This is a genomic window from Vibrio thalassae (assembly GCF_900089835.1).
Taxonomy (GTDB): Bacteria; Pseudomonadota; Gammaproteobacteria; order Enterobacterales; family Vibrionaceae; genus Vibrio; species Vibrio thalassae.
In genome coordinates, this window is sequence record NZ_OANU01000015.1 from 30,684 (window position 1) to 49,442 (window position 18,759).

The window sequence follows — 18,759 nt, forward strand, 5'->3', positions numbered from 1 at the left end:
GACTTTGAAGTTAATGCTCTAAGTAATAAATGTCCAACTACGAGCTAGTTACATCGGCTAGCTTATTTTTTGCCCCTAAACAGCTCCACACAAGTAACGAACATTAATCTAAAAGTTTCAATCTTTGTCCACCGACAGCAGCATTTCTTAATAATAGATCTTATGTAGTACAGAGGAAGCAGAGCAAAGCGCCTCATTGGAGTAGTCATATCTGGAGATAGCCCATCTCCACCAGATCGCAGTAAAGCCACTGCCTCTTCGTGGTGTTATTTTCGTCAATACCGACGGCGAGATAGTTCTGGACAGCAATAAAACCGCCACTTACACTTTTATGTCAGAAACACGCTATAATTTCAGTTATAGCGCGCACCTGACATTATCTATGCATTCAACATTACGTGACACGGTAACATTTTTATTATGGAGAAGTTTCGTGGAGAACAACAACGACCGTCAACTTCCTACCATCTACAAAAGTCAGGATGACATTGCGAATGACGACGCGATGCTTGGCCACAAGCAGCCACTCAAACGTCACTCGATTACTCTGCCCGACTTAACGCGACATATTGACCCGACCTCCCCGTTCGCTCGGCGCATCGTTGAAGGGTTGATGGCCTTCAATCTCGACCGAGGCGGTCTTGCGCACACCAGTTTGTCGATGTTGGCTTCCGTACTCAGACGTTGGAAACAGTATTGTGAAAATAAAGGAGCGTATGCTTTCCCTATCTCCGAGACATTTGCGTTAGGCTGGCTCAAGTATGAGCGCTATGTCGGCAATAAAGCGGTACCGACCATTCGGCAGTACCGAGCCCAACTGAGTTACCTACTGAATTGGCTCAACCTTGACAATCCTTTCGCCTCCCAGGTCGTGATTGGTTTCATGCGGGGCTTGGTTAAAGATCAAGTTGAAGTGTCACAGAAAGCTTTTCGACAGGCTCAGGCGTTTGGTATGCGAAGCGCAGATCTGCTGTCAATTGTGGATGTTCTTGACGTCAGGCCATTGAAGAATCTGCGAAATCTCGCTCTCGGTTGTACCGCTTACTCCACCATGCTGCGTGAAGGTGAACTAGGACGGATCCGCTTGCAAGATATTGAAATATTGGAAGATAACACACTGATTATTCATCGTACTCAATCCAAAACCAGCTCCAGTGTTGAAGCGAAGATGATGATCGGCTTGTTTGCTGGCGTGATGCGAGTGTATCTGCATCATGCGAGGAAGCAGCTCAAACCTGAGCATTTTATTTTTTCAGAAATGAGTGGTGGCGGTAAGTTTTTGCGGCCAACGGTAGCGATGTCGGGTGAGACCGTCGACCGTTGTTTAGGTGCACTCTATGATGTGGCCTGTCAGCACAGTATCGAATTTATGAGTCCTAACCCTCGACGTTGGACTGGGCATAGTGGTCGCTGCGGAGGGGTACAGGATGCTTACGTTAGGAAGATGGAAATTGCGGAAATGATGCGACTTGGAGATTGGCAAGATCCGAAGATGGTGCTGCATTACATCCGAGAGTTGAGCTACAAAGATAATCCGAACGTAACCAATCAAGAGCTGTCTTTGCAGGAGCATTATGAGCGTAGATAACCGAGCTCTTTACAACACGATGATGCACAAAGGGTAAGCGTGTACGAGGACTACAACACTGTTTATATGCGAAAGACAAAGATTGAAACTTAACTACTTCCGAAGCAAGTTTTTGTCGTGGCGACCACAAGCTAATTGTAACAATAATTTGTAACTTAGGTTCTATCTACATAGCCAACAACAAAGTGTGACAACAAAGTTTAAAACCTCGGTTTCCCCTAAACCTAATAATACCAGTACCTAGATCACTGATTTCTATACCACCCACTGTTAGCGTCTGTGTTTCTTCATGTAAAACAGGAAACTACACACATGGCACTACCAACGCTCATCGAGGACAAAGACAAAACTTGGATCTTTAAAGTTATTACACAGACACCAGAGCCAGAGCTTAACGCTTGTTTAATGGGGTTCTTTCTCGGTAGTGGTATGAGTACGCTAGAAATTTGTCGCGTACAGGTTCGAGATATTGTTAAGAAGAACGGACAACTGGCAAAGTGCTTTACTGTCAAAGGCGAAGTGAGCCGAGACTTTTACCTGTCCAACATTAAGCTGCAAAACCTAATCAAGAGCTATATCGAGAAGCGTAAAAAAGATGGTGATCATCCCGACCTATACAACGGTTTTGATGAAGATGAGCCGTTCTTCAAACGAAGCAATGGCGAGCACTTTAAAATCAAGCGTAGAACTACCGAAAAAGGCAACACAACCTATCACTGCAACGCTCTAAATGAGCATATAAAACGACTTTTAGCTGATGCTGGTATCGAGCAGCCTAGTATTCTTAGCGGTAGGCGAACGTTTGCTGTAAGGCTTAAACGTCATGGTGTAGATGTCCCTACTATCCATTTGATGCTCGGTAACTCTTGAAACAACCTTAAGACTAATCGAAACGGACACTGTGAGTATGCTAGCAATTGCTGATATGGCATTTTAAAATATGATAGACATATATGACGGGTGGGTGTAGGGTATTTTTGTGAGCTACAAACAAGTGAGCCACCCTCGAAAGGGTGGCTCTTAAACTCGCTACCTGTTGTCAATACTGTTTCCAGCGGAAGAGGACAGGGCTATCACAACAAAAGGCTATGCCTCAGTTGCAGTAAATATACATAATAATTTCATTGAGGGCAAATGTTTTGGATTTGGAAGAGATCAAGCAAGGACTTTCTACAGAAAAACTAGAAACCTATCGTCAGGTGCTCGACTGTAAATCTGACAGTGAGTTAATCGCCGTCTATATGGCAATGCAAAGTATAATGTCTCAGTTTTTCTCAGTGGTTCAGCTACTTGAAGTGACGTTGAGAAATTCAATCCATAAATCAGCTACAGAATGCTTTGAAGATGATGAATGGTATAAGCGTATCCCGATAAGCCACGAGTCAAAAAAACAGGTCGATTTTGCAGAGCAGCAATGTTTGGATGATGTTGGTGCTCGATACACTAGCAACGACTTAGTTTCTCGCCTACCTTTCGGTTTTTGGGTGCACATGCTTCATAGAGACTACAACAATCCACGCGATAAAGAACATAACCTTTGGCAGACTCAACTAGATAAGTGCTTCCCTAACGCAAAAGCGCAGAATGTAAAACTCAATACCCTATTCCAGAGAATGGGTTCTCTTAACAAATTTAGAAACAGACTATTTCACCATGAACCTGCATGGAAAGGCCGACACACTAAAAATAGATCTGATGCAGTTCAATACCTACTTAAAATGTTTAACGAACACATGGAAGCTATTGGCTTACTATCAACATCAAAGCGAGAGCTGATTGCTGTGTTAGGGTTTGAAGAGCGGTTCTTACAAGAATGCGATATTAAAAGTCTTGAGCGTTTTGAGTCGCTATTAAATCCAGACGAGAAGTGATTTAAATATGCTACTAGACATATTTGACAGGTGTATTTCAAAGGTTACAATAGACATATATGACAGGTAAAACTATTACAGAGTTTCAACGCATTGCTAATGCAAAAGGTTGGAAATTTGAAGATATAGCTAAACGCTGGGGTAAGTCCGAACGCCAGATATCACGTATAGCAAAGGCGGGTGAACAGCGTGATTTAGACGCTGTGAATGGCTTACCAAATAAAGACAGCGAACAAAAGAGGTAAAGAATATGAATCAATGCCCTACGTGTGGTGGTAAGAAAGAATCAGTAGTGTTTGTGAATACAGGTCTTGATAGTTCAGGCCATTACACAGAAATACAGAAGTGTGGCCGCTGTTTGGGTGCGGGATACGTGTCTCAAGAAATCATTGATGATATAGAACGCGGTAAACAGCTTAGAGCTGATAGAGTTGCAAAAGGTCTAACACTTCGTGAAGCCGCAAAAAGCGAAGGTGTTACTGTGGCAACCATTTCTCAACGTGAGAATGGAAACTTCAAAAAGTAGGGAAAAGTATGGCGAATCTATTTGAAATGCGTGATGCAGATAAACTCAAGCAAGCTGTCAAAGAAGCCAAGGAAGAGAATAAAACCTGTGTTCTAAGTCTGAACTCTAAAGAAAACAGTTCTCTCTACTTTATTAAAGGTAAATCTGTTAGCAAGGAAGAGTTTATTTTGAAGTCGGGTTTGGAGCATATGCTTGATGGTCAAAGTCAGGTTACATGCACTCGATGTGGCGCGAAAGCGAGTCCAGACAATTATAAACAACCGTGTTGGGCGCAGCCCTGCGAAGGTATCTTTTTCTAGTCAGAGGGGAAATATGGCGAATCACCTTATCAAGATCATTGAAAGTCATTCTCAAGGAATGAGGGATAGTGAATCTCTGCACTGGTGCGCTACTGGCTCTATTGATACAGAGAGAACGCTTTGTGGTGATGCTATTGATTCTGCCAATCTGATTAAAGCGGAATACAAAACGGTGAAACGAGGTGGTATTACTTGCCCGTTATGCCTCTCTTTCATCAAAGAAGTTAAAAAAATTAAACTGTAGGGGAAATTGATGTTTATAAACAAAGCAAAAAATTTAGATAATATTCTGAATAATAAAGAAAAAGGAATTGTCGATACCGATCAGGTTGATTTCTCATTTCAATTACACCGAAATGCAGCAATGTTTGAGCTAGACAACCAAGATGCAAAGCCTACTACCGAAAACTACCAAGAAGCAGCGTGTCACATCAAAGAGACGACTGGTGTTGTACTGAGTGTTGAACAGGTAATCCGCATCCTAAACTTATTTCCGTCTGCAAGAATAAAGTTGGCAGTATACAAAGGGTGTAGTGACAGTGAAGTTAGGGAGCTAGTGTATGAAGCCGCTTGCGGCTTCTTTGCTGGTAGTGAAGCGCCTACATATGGTGATGGAATCAATATGGATCGATACATTGCACACCTTCAAACTCAAGCAAAAGTAATGGGCTATAACGTAGAGAAAATTTAGGAAAAAGGGATCGGAATGGCTAAGTTTGAATCATCACAATAGTAGAGGGAAATTATGCCAATTATCAGATTGGTTGCATTGATCGGAATTTTACTGCTGCTGTGGTATGGAATAGCAGTGCTATTTAAGAACTACGGTGTACTCATAGGCGTAGCGACTCTCGTAACGGTGGTGTTAATTGGTCGCATCGTCTCTAAGCGCATCGTTGCTAGGCTAAAAAGTCAAAAATTAAAGCAGTAAGGGAAAAGAGCTTTATGAGCACTCGCATACCACAACCAATCATCAAATTTAGTGAGTCGGGAGTCATGATCTCTGACTTAGTTGACAAACGCCACGGCTATACAGCAGAGGATTACCCGTGGGCGCGTAAAATGCTTGGTAAGTTTCCTATTCCAACTTGGCAAAGGGATTCAGTTTGGACGCTTAAACAAAAAGTGTCTTTCATTGAGTCTTGTTATCTGGGCTATGACATAGGTTCGATTGTCGTGAATGGTTATCTTGATCTGGATGACAACACTTTGGCTGAATACTCAGATTGCCTAATTGATGGTCAGCAAAGAGTTGAGGCATTACTCGACTACACATCCGACAAATTTAAGGTATTTGGGTTTTACTACAGCGAATTAGAGCGAAGTGAACAATCTCGTTTTTTGTATCGTGAACTAGGCAAGCGAACAACAGATTGCTTTGATGAACGAAAGCTAAAAGTAGTCTACAACCACTTAAATTTTTCTGGAACAAATCACCTAGAAAGTGAACGCGCCTGATAATTTGGCGACAAATTACTAACTCAAGGGGAAATTCATGGCAAAAAACAAATCAACGCCAAAACCATTAATTTCAGGGAGCGAGTATTCCAAACGCGGCGTGACACGCAAAAAAACAAAACCTTTAGGTGGATGGGGTAGCTCAAAGGCGGCAAACCAAGACCGTAAGAATGGTGCAAAAATGGCTGAAATCGAAGCCTATGCAAAGAAACACAAAATTACCATTACGCAAGCAATGGTCGAGCTAATGGAATGAGGGGAAAAAATTCGTTTACCCGATCTAGCTGTGGCAAGTTGAAGACTAGCGAACCGCAATATCACATCGCCAGTTCACACGACTTAGCTAGCGCAGGAGTACATAGATGTTATGTAGAAATAACTATATAAAAAACCTTACTTGATCTAAAATCAAGCAAGGTTTTTTATTGCGATCATAAGAGTGCTAATACTCTATCAAAGATCGCTTCCACTGTGAGTAGTAATCCAATCCAGCAAAGCCGGAAACTGGTACTAACTACGAGATCAGGATGATTACACAGCCAGATCTGTCGCTGGAAAAAAGTTGCTGGCTTGATTTCAAGCGAACATTCTTTTCTATTAGCGCCCAGAGCTTCGATACCATCATAATCAAGTGCTACCGCGTCTTTTGTCAGACCCGGTAAACCACCAGCCCCCATTACGTAACGCAATATCCACCGACCGTTCTCAATATTTTTGATGTACAAAACTTTACGTCGACGATACTTTTGTGGGCTTCGGCCGACATATGCATTGCTTAATCTAGCAATGCAATGTGTGTAGCCGCTGTCATGCAAAGGCAATCGCACGATAGTGTTCACGTTCAATTTCATCTTTTTCTCCAATAATGCCCTTTCGAGCTAAATGTTGGTTCGTGCCAAAACCGCCAAATGCGGCGTCACTTAAGGCCGTGACATTTTTGCTTTAGAAGCAAAATAAATAGAACTCCAAAGGCTAAATGCCTTTGGAGTCTATCTTACTAGTTAACGTTTTTGGGGTGGCACGCATCTATTGCTGCAGATACCATCCTGGCAATTTGGACAAGGCATGTTAACTCCTTACCTTGCTAATGAACTGGCTTTAGCATGTAGATCCATAGAACGAAATACTACAAACGCCTGTTCGTTAGGGCTCATTTTATTGAACTCCGCTGTCACCGCTGGTGAAAACGCCTTAACCATTTTTTCTCTGTGATTGTTTATGTCTTGTGAATGGCGTGATTGCCACCCAACACATTTTTCACAAAGGCCAATGGGCTCCTCTTCGCCATCGCATTCAGTGTTAAACACTTTCTGGCAAGCCATACAAGTCTTAACGTACATCTTTACCTCCACACTGTGTCAGCGTAATGATTTGCTGGTTGAGACTGAAAAGGCGTCTCTCCATACAAGTCATGTAGTCAGAGAAGAGAAGTTCATGATGATCTCTAAGCACTAGTACAACATTTGTTGGCAGTTTTTGTACTGAATCGGCTAGATAGTCTTTTGACGCATCGAGCGCACTTGTTTGTGCAGTGCAATCCACCAAATTAACATGAACCTGTGAACAGCTTGATGCAGCGATCTCAGAAGCGGTAGCGCCAAATGCTACCAACGCTACTAGTGTTGATACTGTTTTTTTCATAACCATTTTTCTCCTAAATTTTACCTTTCGGTGTCACAAAATAATGCTATTCCTTCAATGTAGAATCGCTCCACGACCTCTTGTTCTTCACCATTTATTGGTAAAGACTCGATTTGGTCAAAGAGTTCTCCCGTTAAATCAGGTGCTGTCATAGTTGTCTCCTAGATTTCCTTTTTCAAGGTGTGTAAATATCCCCAATTCCTACACGATTGCAGGTCACTCTGCGATTGCAGGGGTGAGTGAATTTCGTACAAGCGTACAAAATCGTCATAGATAGATTGTATCTATGACGACTTAATATGAGATTCGGTAAATGTGTAAGGCTAACGCTTACGTGATGAGAGTGTTGCTACAAATTTAGTATGCTATTCAAAGGCGCATTATGTCAAGTTAATCAGTTAGAACTATTAAGTTTGTACTAATATCAGCAACGCTCCAAATGTAAACACTGATATATACTGGCCAAACGCTCGTTCTTTCTTCCCTTCAACACGACGTATTTTTGCAACCAACCAACTTGAAAGTGTCGCTAACGCTAGTACCGTTAGGGACATTTGAGCGCCAATCGCTATGGTCACGGCGACAATGAGTTCAACATCTCCCTGACCGAGCAATATCTGGCCTTTTGTTTTGGCAACAAAATCGTTGGCAACGGTTAGGAAAATATATAAGGCAATGGCCGATATAATCCCCTGTGACATTGTTATTAACACCAAATCGTAGTGCACCATCAGAATAGCGGTGAAACCTATAGGCATTGTCAGTTGTGGCGGCAAGAGACGATATCGAATATCAATGTTGGCCACGATAAGGAGTAACGCGGTGATGCTGGTCATAAAAAATAGAGCTAAGTTATTCAGTCCTAGCATCACTAACAGAACGCACAACAACGCCATTACGAGTTCGTTGATCAGATAACGCGAAGAAATCAGTGTTGAACAGTACGCGCAGCGGCCTCTCAAAAAAAGGTAGGAAATAATAGGTATGTTGTGTCTGGCTTTAATTCTATTATCACAGCAAGGCGTGATAGAGCGCCCACCTAATCCAACATCGGCTAGTAATGCTCTCGCTCGACTCTCTGTTAATTCCGTTGGGTGCATCAGGTGCATGTCGATGACTGCGTAGTTCTTGAGCATTTGAGGCAAACGGTATACCACTACGTTAATGAAGCTTCCGATCATCGCGCCTGTCAGCAAAGCAAAGACTACTCTAGCAAACGAGTTATGAGTGATAAGCTGATAGAGGTCAAACGCAGTATTGAAAAACAGGTCCACTAGACGTTTCCTTTTTTATTGTTATTTCGGTTCTAAGTTCAGTTGGCTTAATGATGCGCCTCACCCTCACTAGACTCGTGGCGCATCGAGTAAATGTATATTGAGCAATATTACCCCAGAACATGGCAATTCAACTCTCCAAATCTACGGTCTTATTTCCAGTTCTCAATCTTCTCTATTTTTTTCGATAAAACGGAGTTGCATTAGGAAAAACCTTGTTAATGTATAGACAAACCAACAAACAAAGGGAATTACTTAATGTTTAAAAACTTACCTGTCGTTATCGCCGCGGCTTTTACTTTGACTGGATGCTTGACCACATCGCTAGAACAACTGGAGCAGCGTAAACTAACTTATGAGACTTGGGATGTGCGCAAGGACAAAACCACTCCAGGTGCCATTATTGTTCGAGAGAGTGACCTGATTTTCAAGTACGTAACACCTGAGCAAGAAGCAAAATTTCAATACGACTTATCTAAAGCACCGTATGCGAAGAATGTTGTGAAAGGTGTCATCACTAACACGACATCTGATTATGGTAACACTTTCAGCTTGTACAGTGTTCCAGCGACTGACTGGATTCCTGAGTATCAACGAATTAGCAAGTATGGTAATCAAGACCGAATCTTGGTCGACGCTGGCTCTACCTTGGTTCATGCGGTTTGTACTCAAACGAAGTCACGACTTGTCGGAGACATTCGCTCAGAGCAGACCTCAGCTATTAACGTCACGTTAGAGCCTAAAAAGTGCTATCAGGTGATCACTAAACTCGATAACCCTCGCATGGGCTATACGTTGAGAAACAGTTTGGGTACCGATGCTAAACGTTCACATCTCAATGAAATCAACTGGTGGGAACAATGTCATCATGAAACGGTTGTGGAAGAAATCGACTGTCGTTCAATTGGTGAAACACGATTTAATTAATAGGTGAGGTCTTCAAATGAATATTGCAGAATCGGTTGTCGCAGAAATTAAATCAACCATTGACGAGTTATCTCACTTGGTGCCCCACTACACGAGGCGTACCTCTCAGTTAACAATGGTCAATGACATCCGCAATATTCTTTGTCGAGATCAATCCAGCAATGTGATTGTTTGTGAGGCAGGAACGGGCGTGGGCAAAACTATGGCTTACCTGTTAGGCGTCATACCTCATGCAAAGCTGAATAACAAATCAGTGGTCATCTCGACTGCGACAGTGACACTGCAAGAGCAAATCATCAACAAGGATTTGCCTCTTTTTCAAGCTGCATACCATAAACCGTTGAGCGTAGCGCTGGCAAAAGGTCGTCAGCGCTACGTCTGTGCCGATAAGCTTAATAAAGCATTAGGCACTCAACAGCCTGAACTTGATTTTGAAGAGGCGCTCTTTCACTTGCCACCAACCGAACAGGATATGGCTACCTTGCGGCGAATGGCTTCCAAATTGGAGACTAACGATTGGAACGGCGATATCGATTCTTGGAACGGCGAACTGTTACCAGAGCCTATTTGGTCAGCAGTCGCAAGTGACGCAAATGGCTGCAAGGTAAGCTTTTCAGCTCACAAATTTTGTCCGTTTCATATTGCTCGCTCTGAACTAAGTGGCGCCGATATCATCGTAGCCAATCACTCGTTGGTGGCAATGGATCTGCAGTTGGGCGGCGGGGTTTTACTGCCCAGTGTTGATGAAGCTGTCTATGTTTTCGACGAGGCACATAGAATGCCTGATATTGTTCGTGATGCAACTGCGTCCACAATGTCTTTGTCTAGCACACTCTCGGTGCTGGAGTCACTGAACAAACTCGCAGATAAAAGAAAACTTACTGCTGCGCTCTCACCAAGTCTCTCACAGCGTATTAGCGATGAGATAAAAGTGAACGCCAACGATTTGATAAAGTCATTGAGGGCTTTGCAGGATTTCGTTGCGACGAATGAAGAGGTGCTTTTCCATGGTTCACAGTTTCATCGATTCGAATTGGGAACTATCCCTAACGTATTTGAAAGCCTCTTGCTTGATGTTCAAACTTCGACAAAAGCAGTAAGACGAACACTGGGCAAAACTGGCAATCATCTGAAAGCTGAAATAATAGATGAGGGAAGTAATCTGGTTGCTGAAAAAGGACTGTCTGACCTCAGTTTCTTTATCGGCCGGATTGATTTGGTTTGGACAACAACCAATTTGCTGATGACCCACCATACTGCCGGTATACAGCCTGCGAAGTGGCTCGAGCGGCGCGATGGGAAACTGTACTTAGCAGCCAGCGAGGTATCCGTTGGGAACTCGCTTCTTTCATGGCTTTGGAAAAAAAACAGTGGTGTGATACTGACCTCTGCAACGCTAAGATCTCTATCAGTATTCGATACCTATTTGTCGAGTACCGGCCTTAACCTTGCCAACCACGCTGCCGTTTTTTGCAGAGTGTATGAGTCACCGTTCGACTATCAATCACAAGCGAAGCTGATCATGCCTATTAATTTACCGTTTGAACCCAATGACGCTGAGTACGTTACATGGTTAAAACACATTATGTTTAATCTTATCAAAGGCGAGCCGAGTTCACTGGTAATTTTTACAAGCCATGCGCAAATGCAGGCGGTAAGAACCGCTGTCGAGCATTCATGCACCACCAGCAAAATATTGCTGCAATGCCAAGGTGATGCTAGTCGTCAGGCCATATTGGAAAACCACGCTAAGGCCATTGAACAAGGCTTGCGGTCGGTTCTGTTTGGTGTCAACTCCATGGCCGAAGGGCTGGATCTAAGAGGCGATTTACTCACCAACTTGATTATCGTCCGGTTGCCTTTCGAAATGCCGGAATCGCCTATTGCGGCCGCTCACATGGAGTACGAAAAATATCTCGGAAACAATGCGTTCTATACCGTCACGTTACCGAAGGCAAGCATTGCACTCATACAAAGCGTGGGGCGACTGATTAGAAGTGAAAACGATAGCGGCAAATGTACGATTTTGGATAAACGCATACAAACCAAAAACTATGGCGAAGACCTATTGTGCTCTTTGCCTCCGATGAGCAGAGAATATCGGCAAGTCACTTGATAACATCTTGCTGAAGAAGAGGAAATTAAAAATGGATACTAGGCGAACCTGGAACATACCAAAAGTTGTTGTCTTCGTTGTGCACAACGCTTTTGCAATCGCATTTACTGTTATTCTTTGGCAGTGGGGTTTATCCCAACTGGCGTTAACGGGAGTATTATTCGCATTGCTCATGATGGTGCTCACTGTTGCCGTTTGGTTGCCAGTTATCGGCAGCATTGTGATCGCTTTCATCGCATTTACGCACGTCCCAGCTCTCCAGTTCAATGGCGAGTTGCTCGCATTTCTACCCACTGTGATAATGGTATTGATTGGCGCTATGTATCCGAATCGCCTTACAGACTGATGACATTTGCTACTCACATCACCCGACGCGTCAACTAATTGTAAAATTATCAAACATGAGACTGACAATGGTCGAAGTTTTCTATAAACTTTCAATGATATATTTGAATTTGTTTTTATCCCGTATAAAGACTCATTGTTTAAAAATTATGTAGACTTAACACAAGGATGGTTGATATCGATGCTATCGGTAGATCTTGCCAAAATGAAACTTTCAACCTCACTTATGATCGAGGCGGTTGTAAAGTTGCACGACCACGCGTGGATTGATGCTTTTCAAAATGGGGACTTTGATGCTGTCGACCTTGAATATCATTTTTATAATGTGGTTCGGCAAAATAAGATCCCAAACCTCGACTTATCCAAGCTACCTAAAGCAAAGTTAGCTAAGATCAAAGCGTTGGCTATGCATATCGATTTCGACTTGGGTGCGCACGCATTGGCGATGTGGGACGGTCTCGACATGGCCAACACGCCCGTTCTCAGGCGAGCTGGCGTAGCTCGAAGAGCGTTACAACACTTCTTTATCCATCGCGACAAAGACGATTCATCTGATTTTGCGGTGCACTAAACACGTCCCTTCTATTAACGGTTCGTAACCTTCCAGAACAATGTGTTCTTTTTTTTCTTCTTCTGACTTCGAGTATATTTCCAACGAAGTGAAGTCGATTGGCTTAGAATTATTACTGACTAGTATCAACGGAGAGTGTGCCTTCTTGGGTGCATGTTTCGATTTGCCATCTACAATACTCGCCACGACATACTGCGGATGTAAACGTATAGTAGATTTCTTATAGATGTTCGTGGCCGTTTTAATTTTTAACTCTTGCGAACGGAGCTGCCAGTCATCTAAGCCTTTTGCCGCATATTGATGTACGAACGCTAAAGCTTCCTCTTCCTTCATTCGTTTTAAACCGCTTTGAGATTCACACCAAGAGCTACGTACTCGATACGTTTCTGGTGTGACCAGAGGAATTTTACGGTGAAGTGTTTGAATTAAGATGTCCGGCATCAATGATTTTGACAATTCAGCACGCTTACGGCTCGCAGGTGCAGCCTGCTTAAGTAACTTAAACAGCGTTTTACGTTTTTTGCTGTTCTCCAGCACTGCTTGATGAATATCGTAACACTGGCTCTCATTCCCAAAAAATTGTATCAAACCTGTGTAGCGCTTCGGCAGATTTAACACTTCTCTATAGACCGGTTGCGGAAAAATAGACATTGATAAAGCTTCTTGGTAAGTCATATCAATGTTTTCAGGATAGATTCTGCTCGGCAATGCCTCTCCTCTCGCAAACTGTGGCACCGATTGAATTGATTTAAACACTGGATTTAGTGCTGTTAATGAATCGTAGATATGCTGATTACTCAACGTAAGATCTTCGATATGCTCTATGAGTTTTTGTTTTAAATAGATAGAAGCCATTACTTGCCAATCACTCGATATACTTTATCGTGACATCGCATTTACAATTACACTACAAATATTGGCGTATATTATTAATTGGTCAATAATAAGTCAAAATTTTGTCAGTGTTGTCAACGATAGAGTGAGGTGTGGCATTGATTCTGCTGACCGTTCACAAAACGAAAAAAGCGCCCAAGCAAGAGCTAGGACGCTTTCAAGAAGCTGATTATCTTGTCGTTATCACGTTTTTCGCTTTCTTATTCTTAGCGTCAGCCCTACCAACGCAAATAATGAGAACAGACCGAAAGAACCACCGCTTTCAGAGCCACCGCTTTCTTTGTTACCCGATTCAGGCACTTCGATGTTATTCGAGGCTATCGTATAGCTGATTGGGAATTGCGTATCTAGCGAGTCGCCCAGATAGATGGTTGCGTTCTTTTTCTCCGTGATTGCTTGCTTATCTTTATTCAGCACCATAGTGACTTCGCAGCTTTCACCCGATTGCAGCGTCACCGCACAACCCGAAATATCAAACATACCTGTCGAGTCTATCACGTAAGGCGACAGCGTTTCGCTCGATGCAGTTAAGTTTTGCACCATGAACGTTTTGGTTTCACTTGCAGCGTAGCCACTTTCGACTTCCATCTCGATACTCTTTGGTGCTGCCACTTGGTTGATGGCCTCTCGTATAATGTCGAAGTAAAAGCCTAGGTGGGTGAATTGTGTACTCACTGTGCCATTCGTCGATTTGGCAAATGCCACGACGTTATCCGTACCATCTATGACAAGAGGAGTGCCTGAATCGCCAGTATAGGGCGTGCTACCAATGGTTGTAGCATACCCGTTTAGACGGTCGCGCATAATATAGTCACATTGGTTGCCATCATTCGCGCAAGCGCCTTTACCACCGTCACCATTGGGATTATTCGGCAAATAGTCATAATCAGCTAAAACAAATGAGACCGTCGTCTTGTTCATTACCCTCGGTCGAGTGCCATTTTCATCCACTCCCCAACCTCGGAACGTTACGTCTTGTCCGTTGGTGATAGGAAACGTGTTTGATCTTGGGTTAAACGTTGGCTCTAACGTAGCATGACTGACTTGAGAAAGCGGTGTTGCCAATTTCAACAGAGCTATATCTTTCGCCCAGACAGAGTCGTAATAGTCATGATCAACAAGCAAATCGTTGAGTGACCAATCCGCAGCAGGATATTGCGCCTTAACGTAAGCCAGTTCCGTATCCGCTGCCGCCTTTGCAATGTTTTCCTTGGCTACCGTATCGAATAACGGTATGACTTGATAAGTCGTACCAGTTCCGGTTGTACTGTAGGTCTCAACGTTCTGATAGACGCGAATTTTATTCGACGCCCCATTGTCGATGAAATAGTCAATCGTAACCTTTCCGCTGTCATCTGCGCCAAGATCCGCGACACAGTGTGCCGCAGTCACGATGTAATCACCCGCAATCAACAATCCTCCGCAGTCCATTGATTTCGAGTGGTTCTCTAGTTCGAATCGAACGATGTAATCTTTGTACTCGCTCGCTGCTACTTCACTGCCATATTTGACCGCGAGGGCATTTGTACACGAAAGTGATGCTATAGCCAACATACATATACGTTTCATTCTGAGTTTCCTACTTCTGTTTTATTTACAGCCTACTTTACCTTCGATTCTTCAAATGCAAGTGGGCTATATTTTTTGTCTATGCCGACATTAGTGTATTGCAATTTTTCTAATTTGTTCGGTCCTTATATCGGCATTTGAGGTGCTTTCATGATAAATATGCTCACAGTGGGATATGTATCCACAAAATCTGTGTACTTCTCTGTGGATTTCACTACTAACATTATGATATATGAGATTTTTATCAGTGATATGAACGAGAGCTAAGGAACAAAGTCCATCTGCAAGCAAGCGTAGACATGGAGGTTATTAACTTCGCCATTTTGCCATTGTTCTCGCAGTTCATACCATCTTCCAGCACACGCCTGATCATCGGTTTTCGCTCTCGGTAGTGCCGTCTGATACATTGTTTCCGATTCCTGACGGATTTTCGAATTGAGCAGAGTAAGTATTTCTGTCTGCTTTTTTTCAGTGAGGTTGTTAAAATAGGCCATTACTATAGGTGTCCTAGACGATTTAAACTCAACGTTCTGTAAGTGATTTGCGAGGGTTATTGATCGAGGGCGTGTATCCAAACATTGCCCACGTTTCTTCACAGACTCGAATTGGATCGACAGTCAACGTTTCTGTATCGAAGTACGCACCGTGTACTTCGATTTCACCATGACGGAGTAACCGCCACAGTATTTGAGCGCAAATTCTTGCTGCAAATTGATTTGTACCAAGTTCTTGACGGTTGATACTTTCTTCGGCGCTGCAACTCTTTTTCTCTGCATCGTCATCGGTCAGTTGGCTGTAGTCGTAAAGCGCACAGACGTTGGGGAGATAAGTCGCATTACCAAGCTCGCCTAATACCACCTGTCCGGCTGTGGCGTTATTCCCCATGTCAGCCCACAAGGTATGTTTGCTCGGCTTCATCTTGCTGATTTCAAAGCGAGTCGATGGTCTATCAAGCGCGGTGATAATAATGTCGGGTTTCAGTTCATGCAATTCACTTAGACAAGCGTTGTAGGGGTGCGCTACCCATTCTTTTCCGTGAAGATTGTTCGCTTGCCAAACCATTGCTTCTGCCTTGTTAACCCCAATTTGAATGTCAAAAAACGCTTGTCTCGCTACATTGGCTTGCGTCACTACACCTGAGTCATACACATGGACTTCAAACCCTGTTTGGCTATCCAATGCTCTCAATGTGCGATCTAACTGCATAAGCTCTAGGGCCATTGCGCTGCCACTACCGCCAACTCCTACGAGTGCAACTTTTAACTCTCTGCCCAACTTCTCCAATGGGATTCTATACATGGTTTTATCCTTATCGTTGGATGAAAGTGCCAAGCGTCCCCATGACGCTGAGTTCACTGACTTTTATAGGTTCAGTTCTTTTACGTTCAAGCCATGCGTAGTAATTGGAATAGCAGCCCAATGTGGGATCTCGAAAAAGGTTCTTGTAATTAAAGTGGGTTTTTGTCGAGTTGAGGTATGCCTCTGATATTTCATCGATGGAGCCGTTGGTCGGCAGCGTACATGAGCCAAGGCAAATGTTGCCACTCGAATAGATGTTTGGTAAGGGCGCATAATAGACTTTTGTTTCAAGTGTTGGGCGCGTTTTGGCTGCGCGAATGACCCCAACTGAAAGCGACCCTTTCTGATACTTAAAAACGAACGTACACCACTTGATAGGACTGGCGAACTTTCGCTTTGCATAATTAAAAAATAACGGCTGATTCGGTCTTGGTGTGTACGTCCATACCTTGAGCATTGCGCTGTTTACAAGAATACGTGGATCGATAATTTCGTTTACACTGTTGCTGCAAAGAGACTCAATAAACTCAGCTCGACTTATCACTCTTGCGTTAGCGATAGTATTGTCATCGTTGACATCATAAGCGGTCAGAAACGACTCTTTGCCGAAGTGCTCTAATACAAACGCTTCCTTTCTGTAAGTAATATTATTTGCAACATTCTCTACGGGTTCAAAATTGAACATGGATAATGGCCTCTTTAACGATTGATAGCTCTAGTCTATGGTCATTTCTGAATAATCAAGTCAAGACAACAACACTTGATTTCTTTAGGCCGTGAGTGCTTGCGTAGCTCTCTCGAAGTGTATCTTCTCTACCAAGCCACGTTAGCGCTTCATACATTTGAATGGCGAGTCGGTTTTTAGCTATCGTGACCAACGTTTCTATCGCTTTCGCGGGAGTCAAGATCATGCGACTATCCGCATATTCCGCTATCTCTTGATATTGTTGATTAAGCTGTGAAGCGACTTCCTCGGAGTCCGTCAAAAAATGCATTGGGTAGCTGTGAGAATCCATATCCATCGCTTGCCAATCCAATTTTGTGAACTGCTCTTGTAGCCATTGTACTAACGGATGGTCAATACTCTTTTTCTTGCCGTAACACAATAGACTCTGCATTACAGTGATTTGGTCGATCACGTCTTCTTTGATTTCTGACATATCTGTCGCTTCACAGTAGCCAAAGTCGGAAAGGTATTCATTCTCAACGAGTTCGTCCCACACATCTTCTGGTGTCCCCGTATCTAACATCGTTCCAGCGTATTCTTGAATATGATTAAAATCATAAACAGCATCAATAATGGCCTCTGGACTGGCTCTGAGCAGCGCATCGTCACTGTTACGTATTACGACACCAAGTAGGGATTTTGCCAATTCACCATTAAGCGAGTTGATGACTGTCAGTTCAGTGACCTCAGTAGTGAGTTCAAGGTAAATCTTCTCCGCATTATCAAAGTCGTAGCAATGATGATTGCGTATTCCTACACTCAGCCCTCCCAAACAGGCGTTCTGCATAGCTTTAACCATCGACTCAAACGCTGTGCGCTCTACGTTAAAACCGTTGTCATGGAGTGTGCTAAATAGCGACTCTTTCATTTCGCCAGTTGCTGTCTCTAACTCTTTCATAACGGACGACTGGATGCTCTTTAGCAAACAAGTCAGAAAGGATTGCAATGGCAGAGTGTTAGCAAAGAGAGCATCAACCGCATTGTCATGGCCTAGCTCACTTGCCAGTTCTATTAACTCAATCAAGTGGTTTTTGTCGAAATCCTCGATACTGACTAACTGCGTTTCGAAATGGCTTGAAGCTCTGTCTATAGCTGCTTGAGCCAACGCATTTTTGTTGCAGTCAAGGATAGCGCGGTTTTGGGGCTGGCTGGCACTCTTATCTGAGAACACTGAAACGCCATGTTGGTGGCCTCGCTCTCTTTTTGTTTCTGCTCTTTCTGTGATTGCTTCAACCATGTTTCTGCCCTTTGTTTTACGCTCTGTTTTACGCTCATAGTCCTACCCTTGACTGCATTCCAATGTTAGCCGTTAGTTTTTGGGGGCAGAATTGGGATCTGATATAGCAATGTTCCATCGTCTTGCAAGATTCCATCCGACTCCCACATTTGGACATTTCTGACTTGCACGTTCGACTTTGCAAGCATTTCAAAGCTCTGCTTAAACGCTGAGGGATCCCCACATCTTTCACCGGAACTCTGCCGCACTTATCGCTTTGAGGCCTCCTACGGCTAAGGCCAGATCCTTCACGCTAAATGAGTAAGCTTCTCTTCCTATCAACTCTTTACCGAGAAAAAAGTAGGAAAGTACCCGGCGTGTTCGAATGGTATTTGCTTGAAAATCCTTGTAGTAACCTTTGATATAAGCGACCTTACC

At 43.3% G+C, this 18,759-nt stretch carries 26 protein-coding genes and 1 pseudogene; 15 read left to right on the forward strand and 12 right to left on the reverse strand.

Annotated elements, in window-relative coordinates; translation table 11 throughout:
* The first annotated feature begins 433 nt into the window (after nucleotides 1-433).
* From VTH8203_RS07570 to VTH8203_RS07620, 11 genes are all read left to right on the forward strand, one after another.
* Nucleotides 434-1,588, forward strand: coding sequence for a tyrosine-type recombinase/integrase (locus VTH8203_RS07570; RefSeq protein WP_158296081.1), 1,155 nt, complete (start codon nucleotides 434-436; stop codon nucleotides 1,586-1,588).
* 312 nt (nucleotides 1,589-1,900) lie between these two features.
* On the forward strand, nucleotides 1,901-2,458 hold the full coding sequence (locus tag VTH8203_RS07575) for a tyrosine-type recombinase/integrase (RefSeq protein ID WP_244181164.1): 558 nt from the start codon (nucleotides 1,901-1,903) through the stop codon (nucleotides 2,456-2,458).
* A 269-nt stretch (nucleotides 2,459-2,727) separates the two neighbouring features.
* A complete protein-coding gene (locus tag VTH8203_RS07580; protein WP_096993124.1) occupies nucleotides 2,728-3,459 on the forward strand; it encodes a hypothetical protein in 732 nt (243 codons plus the stop codon).
* 59 nt (nucleotides 3,460-3,518) lie between these two features.
* On the forward strand, nucleotides 3,519-3,704 hold the full coding sequence (locus VTH8203_RS07585) for a hypothetical protein (protein ID WP_096993125.1): 186 nt from the start codon (nucleotides 3,519-3,521) through the stop codon (nucleotides 3,702-3,704).
* Between the two features lie 5 nt (nucleotides 3,705-3,709).
* Nucleotides 3,710-3,985, forward strand: a complete 276-nt coding sequence (locus VTH8203_RS07590) for a helix-turn-helix domain-containing protein (protein WP_096993126.1) — start codon at nucleotides 3,710-3,712, stop codon at nucleotides 3,983-3,985.
* A gap of 8 nt (nucleotides 3,986-3,993) precedes the next feature.
* On the forward strand, nucleotides 3,994-4,284 hold the full coding sequence (locus VTH8203_RS07595) for a hypothetical protein (RefSeq protein WP_096993127.1): 291 nt from the start codon (nucleotides 3,994-3,996) through the stop codon (nucleotides 4,282-4,284).
* Nucleotides 4,285-4,297: 13 nt separating this feature from the next.
* Nucleotides 4,298-4,528: a hypothetical protein gene (locus VTH8203_RS07600; protein WP_096993128.1), complete on the forward strand. Its 231-nt coding sequence runs from the start codon at nucleotides 4,298-4,300 to the stop codon at nucleotides 4,526-4,528.
* 9 nt (nucleotides 4,529-4,537) lie between these two features.
* Entirely contained in the window at nucleotides 4,538-4,975 is a 438-nt protein-coding gene (locus VTH8203_RS07605; protein ID WP_096993129.1) for a hypothetical protein, read from the forward strand.
* Between the two features lie 54 nt (nucleotides 4,976-5,029).
* Nucleotides 5,030-5,215, forward strand: coding sequence for a hypothetical protein (locus VTH8203_RS07610; protein WP_096993130.1), 186 nt, complete (start codon nucleotides 5,030-5,032; stop codon nucleotides 5,213-5,215).
* Nucleotides 5,216-5,229: 14 nt separating this feature from the next.
* Nucleotides 5,230-5,742, forward strand: a complete 513-nt coding sequence (locus VTH8203_RS07615; protein WP_096993131.1) for a DUF262 domain-containing protein — start codon at nucleotides 5,230-5,232, stop codon at nucleotides 5,740-5,742.
* 37 nt (nucleotides 5,743-5,779) lie between these two features.
* A complete protein-coding gene (locus VTH8203_RS07620) occupies nucleotides 5,780-5,998 on the forward strand; it encodes a hypothetical protein (RefSeq protein ID WP_096993132.1) in 219 nt (72 codons plus the stop codon).
* Between the two features lie 175 nt (nucleotides 5,999-6,173).
* Here VTH8203_RS07620 and VTH8203_RS07625 read toward each other — a convergent pair whose 3' ends face one another.
* The 5 genes from VTH8203_RS07625 to VTH8203_RS07640 form a co-directional block, all read right to left on the reverse strand.
* Nucleotides 6,174-6,593, reverse strand: a complete 420-nt coding sequence (locus tag VTH8203_RS07625; RefSeq protein WP_096993133.1) for a hypothetical protein — start codon at nucleotides 6,591-6,593, stop codon at nucleotides 6,174-6,176.
* 225 nt (nucleotides 6,594-6,818) lie between these two features.
* Complete coding sequence (locus tag VTH8203_RS07630) at nucleotides 6,819-7,082, reverse strand: hypothetical protein (protein ID WP_096993134.1); 264 nt, start codon at nucleotides 7,080-7,082, stop codon at nucleotides 6,819-6,821.
* Nucleotides 7,072-7,383: a hypothetical protein gene (locus tag VTH8203_RS07635; RefSeq protein WP_158296082.1), complete on the reverse strand. Its 312-nt coding sequence runs from the start codon at nucleotides 7,381-7,383 to the stop codon at nucleotides 7,072-7,074. The genes VTH8203_RS07630 and VTH8203_RS07635 overlap by 11 nt, the downstream gene beginning before the upstream one ends.
* 20 nt (nucleotides 7,384-7,403) lie before the next feature.
* Nucleotides 7,404-7,535 (reverse strand): hypothetical protein, encoded by a 132-nt coding sequence (locus tag VTH8203_RS25350; protein ID WP_279627166.1) that lies wholly within the window; start codon nucleotides 7,533-7,535, stop codon nucleotides 7,404-7,406.
* 255 nt (nucleotides 7,536-7,790) lie between these two features.
* The gene (locus VTH8203_RS07640; protein ID WP_096993136.1) at nucleotides 7,791-8,657 is read right to left on the reverse strand and encodes a prepilin peptidase; all 867 of its coding nucleotides are present in this window, start codon (nucleotides 8,655-8,657) and stop codon (nucleotides 7,791-7,793) included.
* A 258-nt stretch (nucleotides 8,658-8,915) separates the two neighbouring features.
* Here VTH8203_RS07640 and VTH8203_RS07645 point away from each other — a divergent pair, with 258 nt between their 5' ends.
* From VTH8203_RS07645 to VTH8203_RS07660, 4 genes are all read left to right on the forward strand, one after another.
* Entirely contained in the window at nucleotides 8,916-9,584 is a 669-nt protein-coding gene (locus VTH8203_RS07645) for a hypothetical protein (protein ID WP_096993137.1), read from the forward strand.
* Nucleotides 9,585-9,600: 16 nt separating this feature from the next.
* On the forward strand, nucleotides 9,601-11,700 hold the full coding sequence (gene dinG, locus VTH8203_RS07650; protein WP_096993138.1) for an ATP-dependent DNA helicase DinG: 2,100 nt from the start codon (nucleotides 9,601-9,603) through the stop codon (nucleotides 11,698-11,700).
* Nucleotides 11,701-11,731: 31 nt separating this feature from the next.
* Nucleotides 11,732-12,046 (forward strand): hypothetical protein, encoded by a 315-nt coding sequence (locus VTH8203_RS07655; protein ID WP_096993139.1) that lies wholly within the window; start codon nucleotides 11,732-11,734, stop codon nucleotides 12,044-12,046.
* 180 nt (nucleotides 12,047-12,226) lie between these two features.
* Complete coding sequence (locus VTH8203_RS07660) at nucleotides 12,227-12,616, forward strand: hypothetical protein (protein WP_096993140.1); 390 nt, start codon at nucleotides 12,227-12,229, stop codon at nucleotides 12,614-12,616.
* Here the strand turns inward: VTH8203_RS07660 and VTH8203_RS07665 are convergent.
* The 7 genes and pseudogenes from VTH8203_RS07665 to VTH8203_RS24855 form a co-directional block, all read right to left on the reverse strand.
* A complete protein-coding gene (locus VTH8203_RS07665; protein ID WP_096993141.1) occupies nucleotides 12,593-13,471 on the reverse strand; it encodes a DNA replication terminus site-binding protein in 879 nt (292 codons plus the stop codon). The two genes, VTH8203_RS07660 and VTH8203_RS07665, sit on opposite strands and share 24 nt — an antisense overlap.
* Nucleotides 13,472-13,693: 222 nt before the next feature.
* Nucleotides 13,694-15,079: a trypsin-like serine protease gene (locus VTH8203_RS07670; RefSeq protein ID WP_096993142.1), complete on the reverse strand. Its 1,386-nt coding sequence runs from the start codon at nucleotides 15,077-15,079 to the stop codon at nucleotides 13,694-13,696.
* A 263-nt stretch (nucleotides 15,080-15,342) separates the two neighbouring features.
* The gene (locus VTH8203_RS07675) at nucleotides 15,343-15,573 is read right to left on the reverse strand and encodes a hypothetical protein (RefSeq protein ID WP_096993143.1); all 231 of its coding nucleotides are present in this window, start codon (nucleotides 15,571-15,573) and stop codon (nucleotides 15,343-15,345) included.
* Between the two features lie 28 nt (nucleotides 15,574-15,601).
* On the reverse strand, nucleotides 15,602-16,378 hold the full coding sequence (locus VTH8203_RS07680) for a PRTRC system ThiF family protein (RefSeq protein WP_096993144.1): 777 nt from the start codon (nucleotides 16,376-16,378) through the stop codon (nucleotides 15,602-15,604).
* 10 nt (nucleotides 16,379-16,388) lie between these two features.
* The gene (locus tag VTH8203_RS07685) at nucleotides 16,389-17,063 is read right to left on the reverse strand and encodes a hypothetical protein (protein ID WP_096993145.1); all 675 of its coding nucleotides are present in this window, start codon (nucleotides 17,061-17,063) and stop codon (nucleotides 16,389-16,391) included.
* A gap of 55 nt (nucleotides 17,064-17,118) precedes the next feature.
* A complete protein-coding gene (locus VTH8203_RS07690) occupies nucleotides 17,119-18,342 on the reverse strand; it encodes a hypothetical protein (RefSeq protein WP_096993146.1) in 1,224 nt (407 codons plus the stop codon).
* Nucleotides 18,343-18,570: 228 nt separating this feature from the next.
* A pseudogene (locus tag VTH8203_RS24855) lies at nucleotides 18,571-18,759 on the reverse strand (IS4 family transposase); the annotation flags it as partial.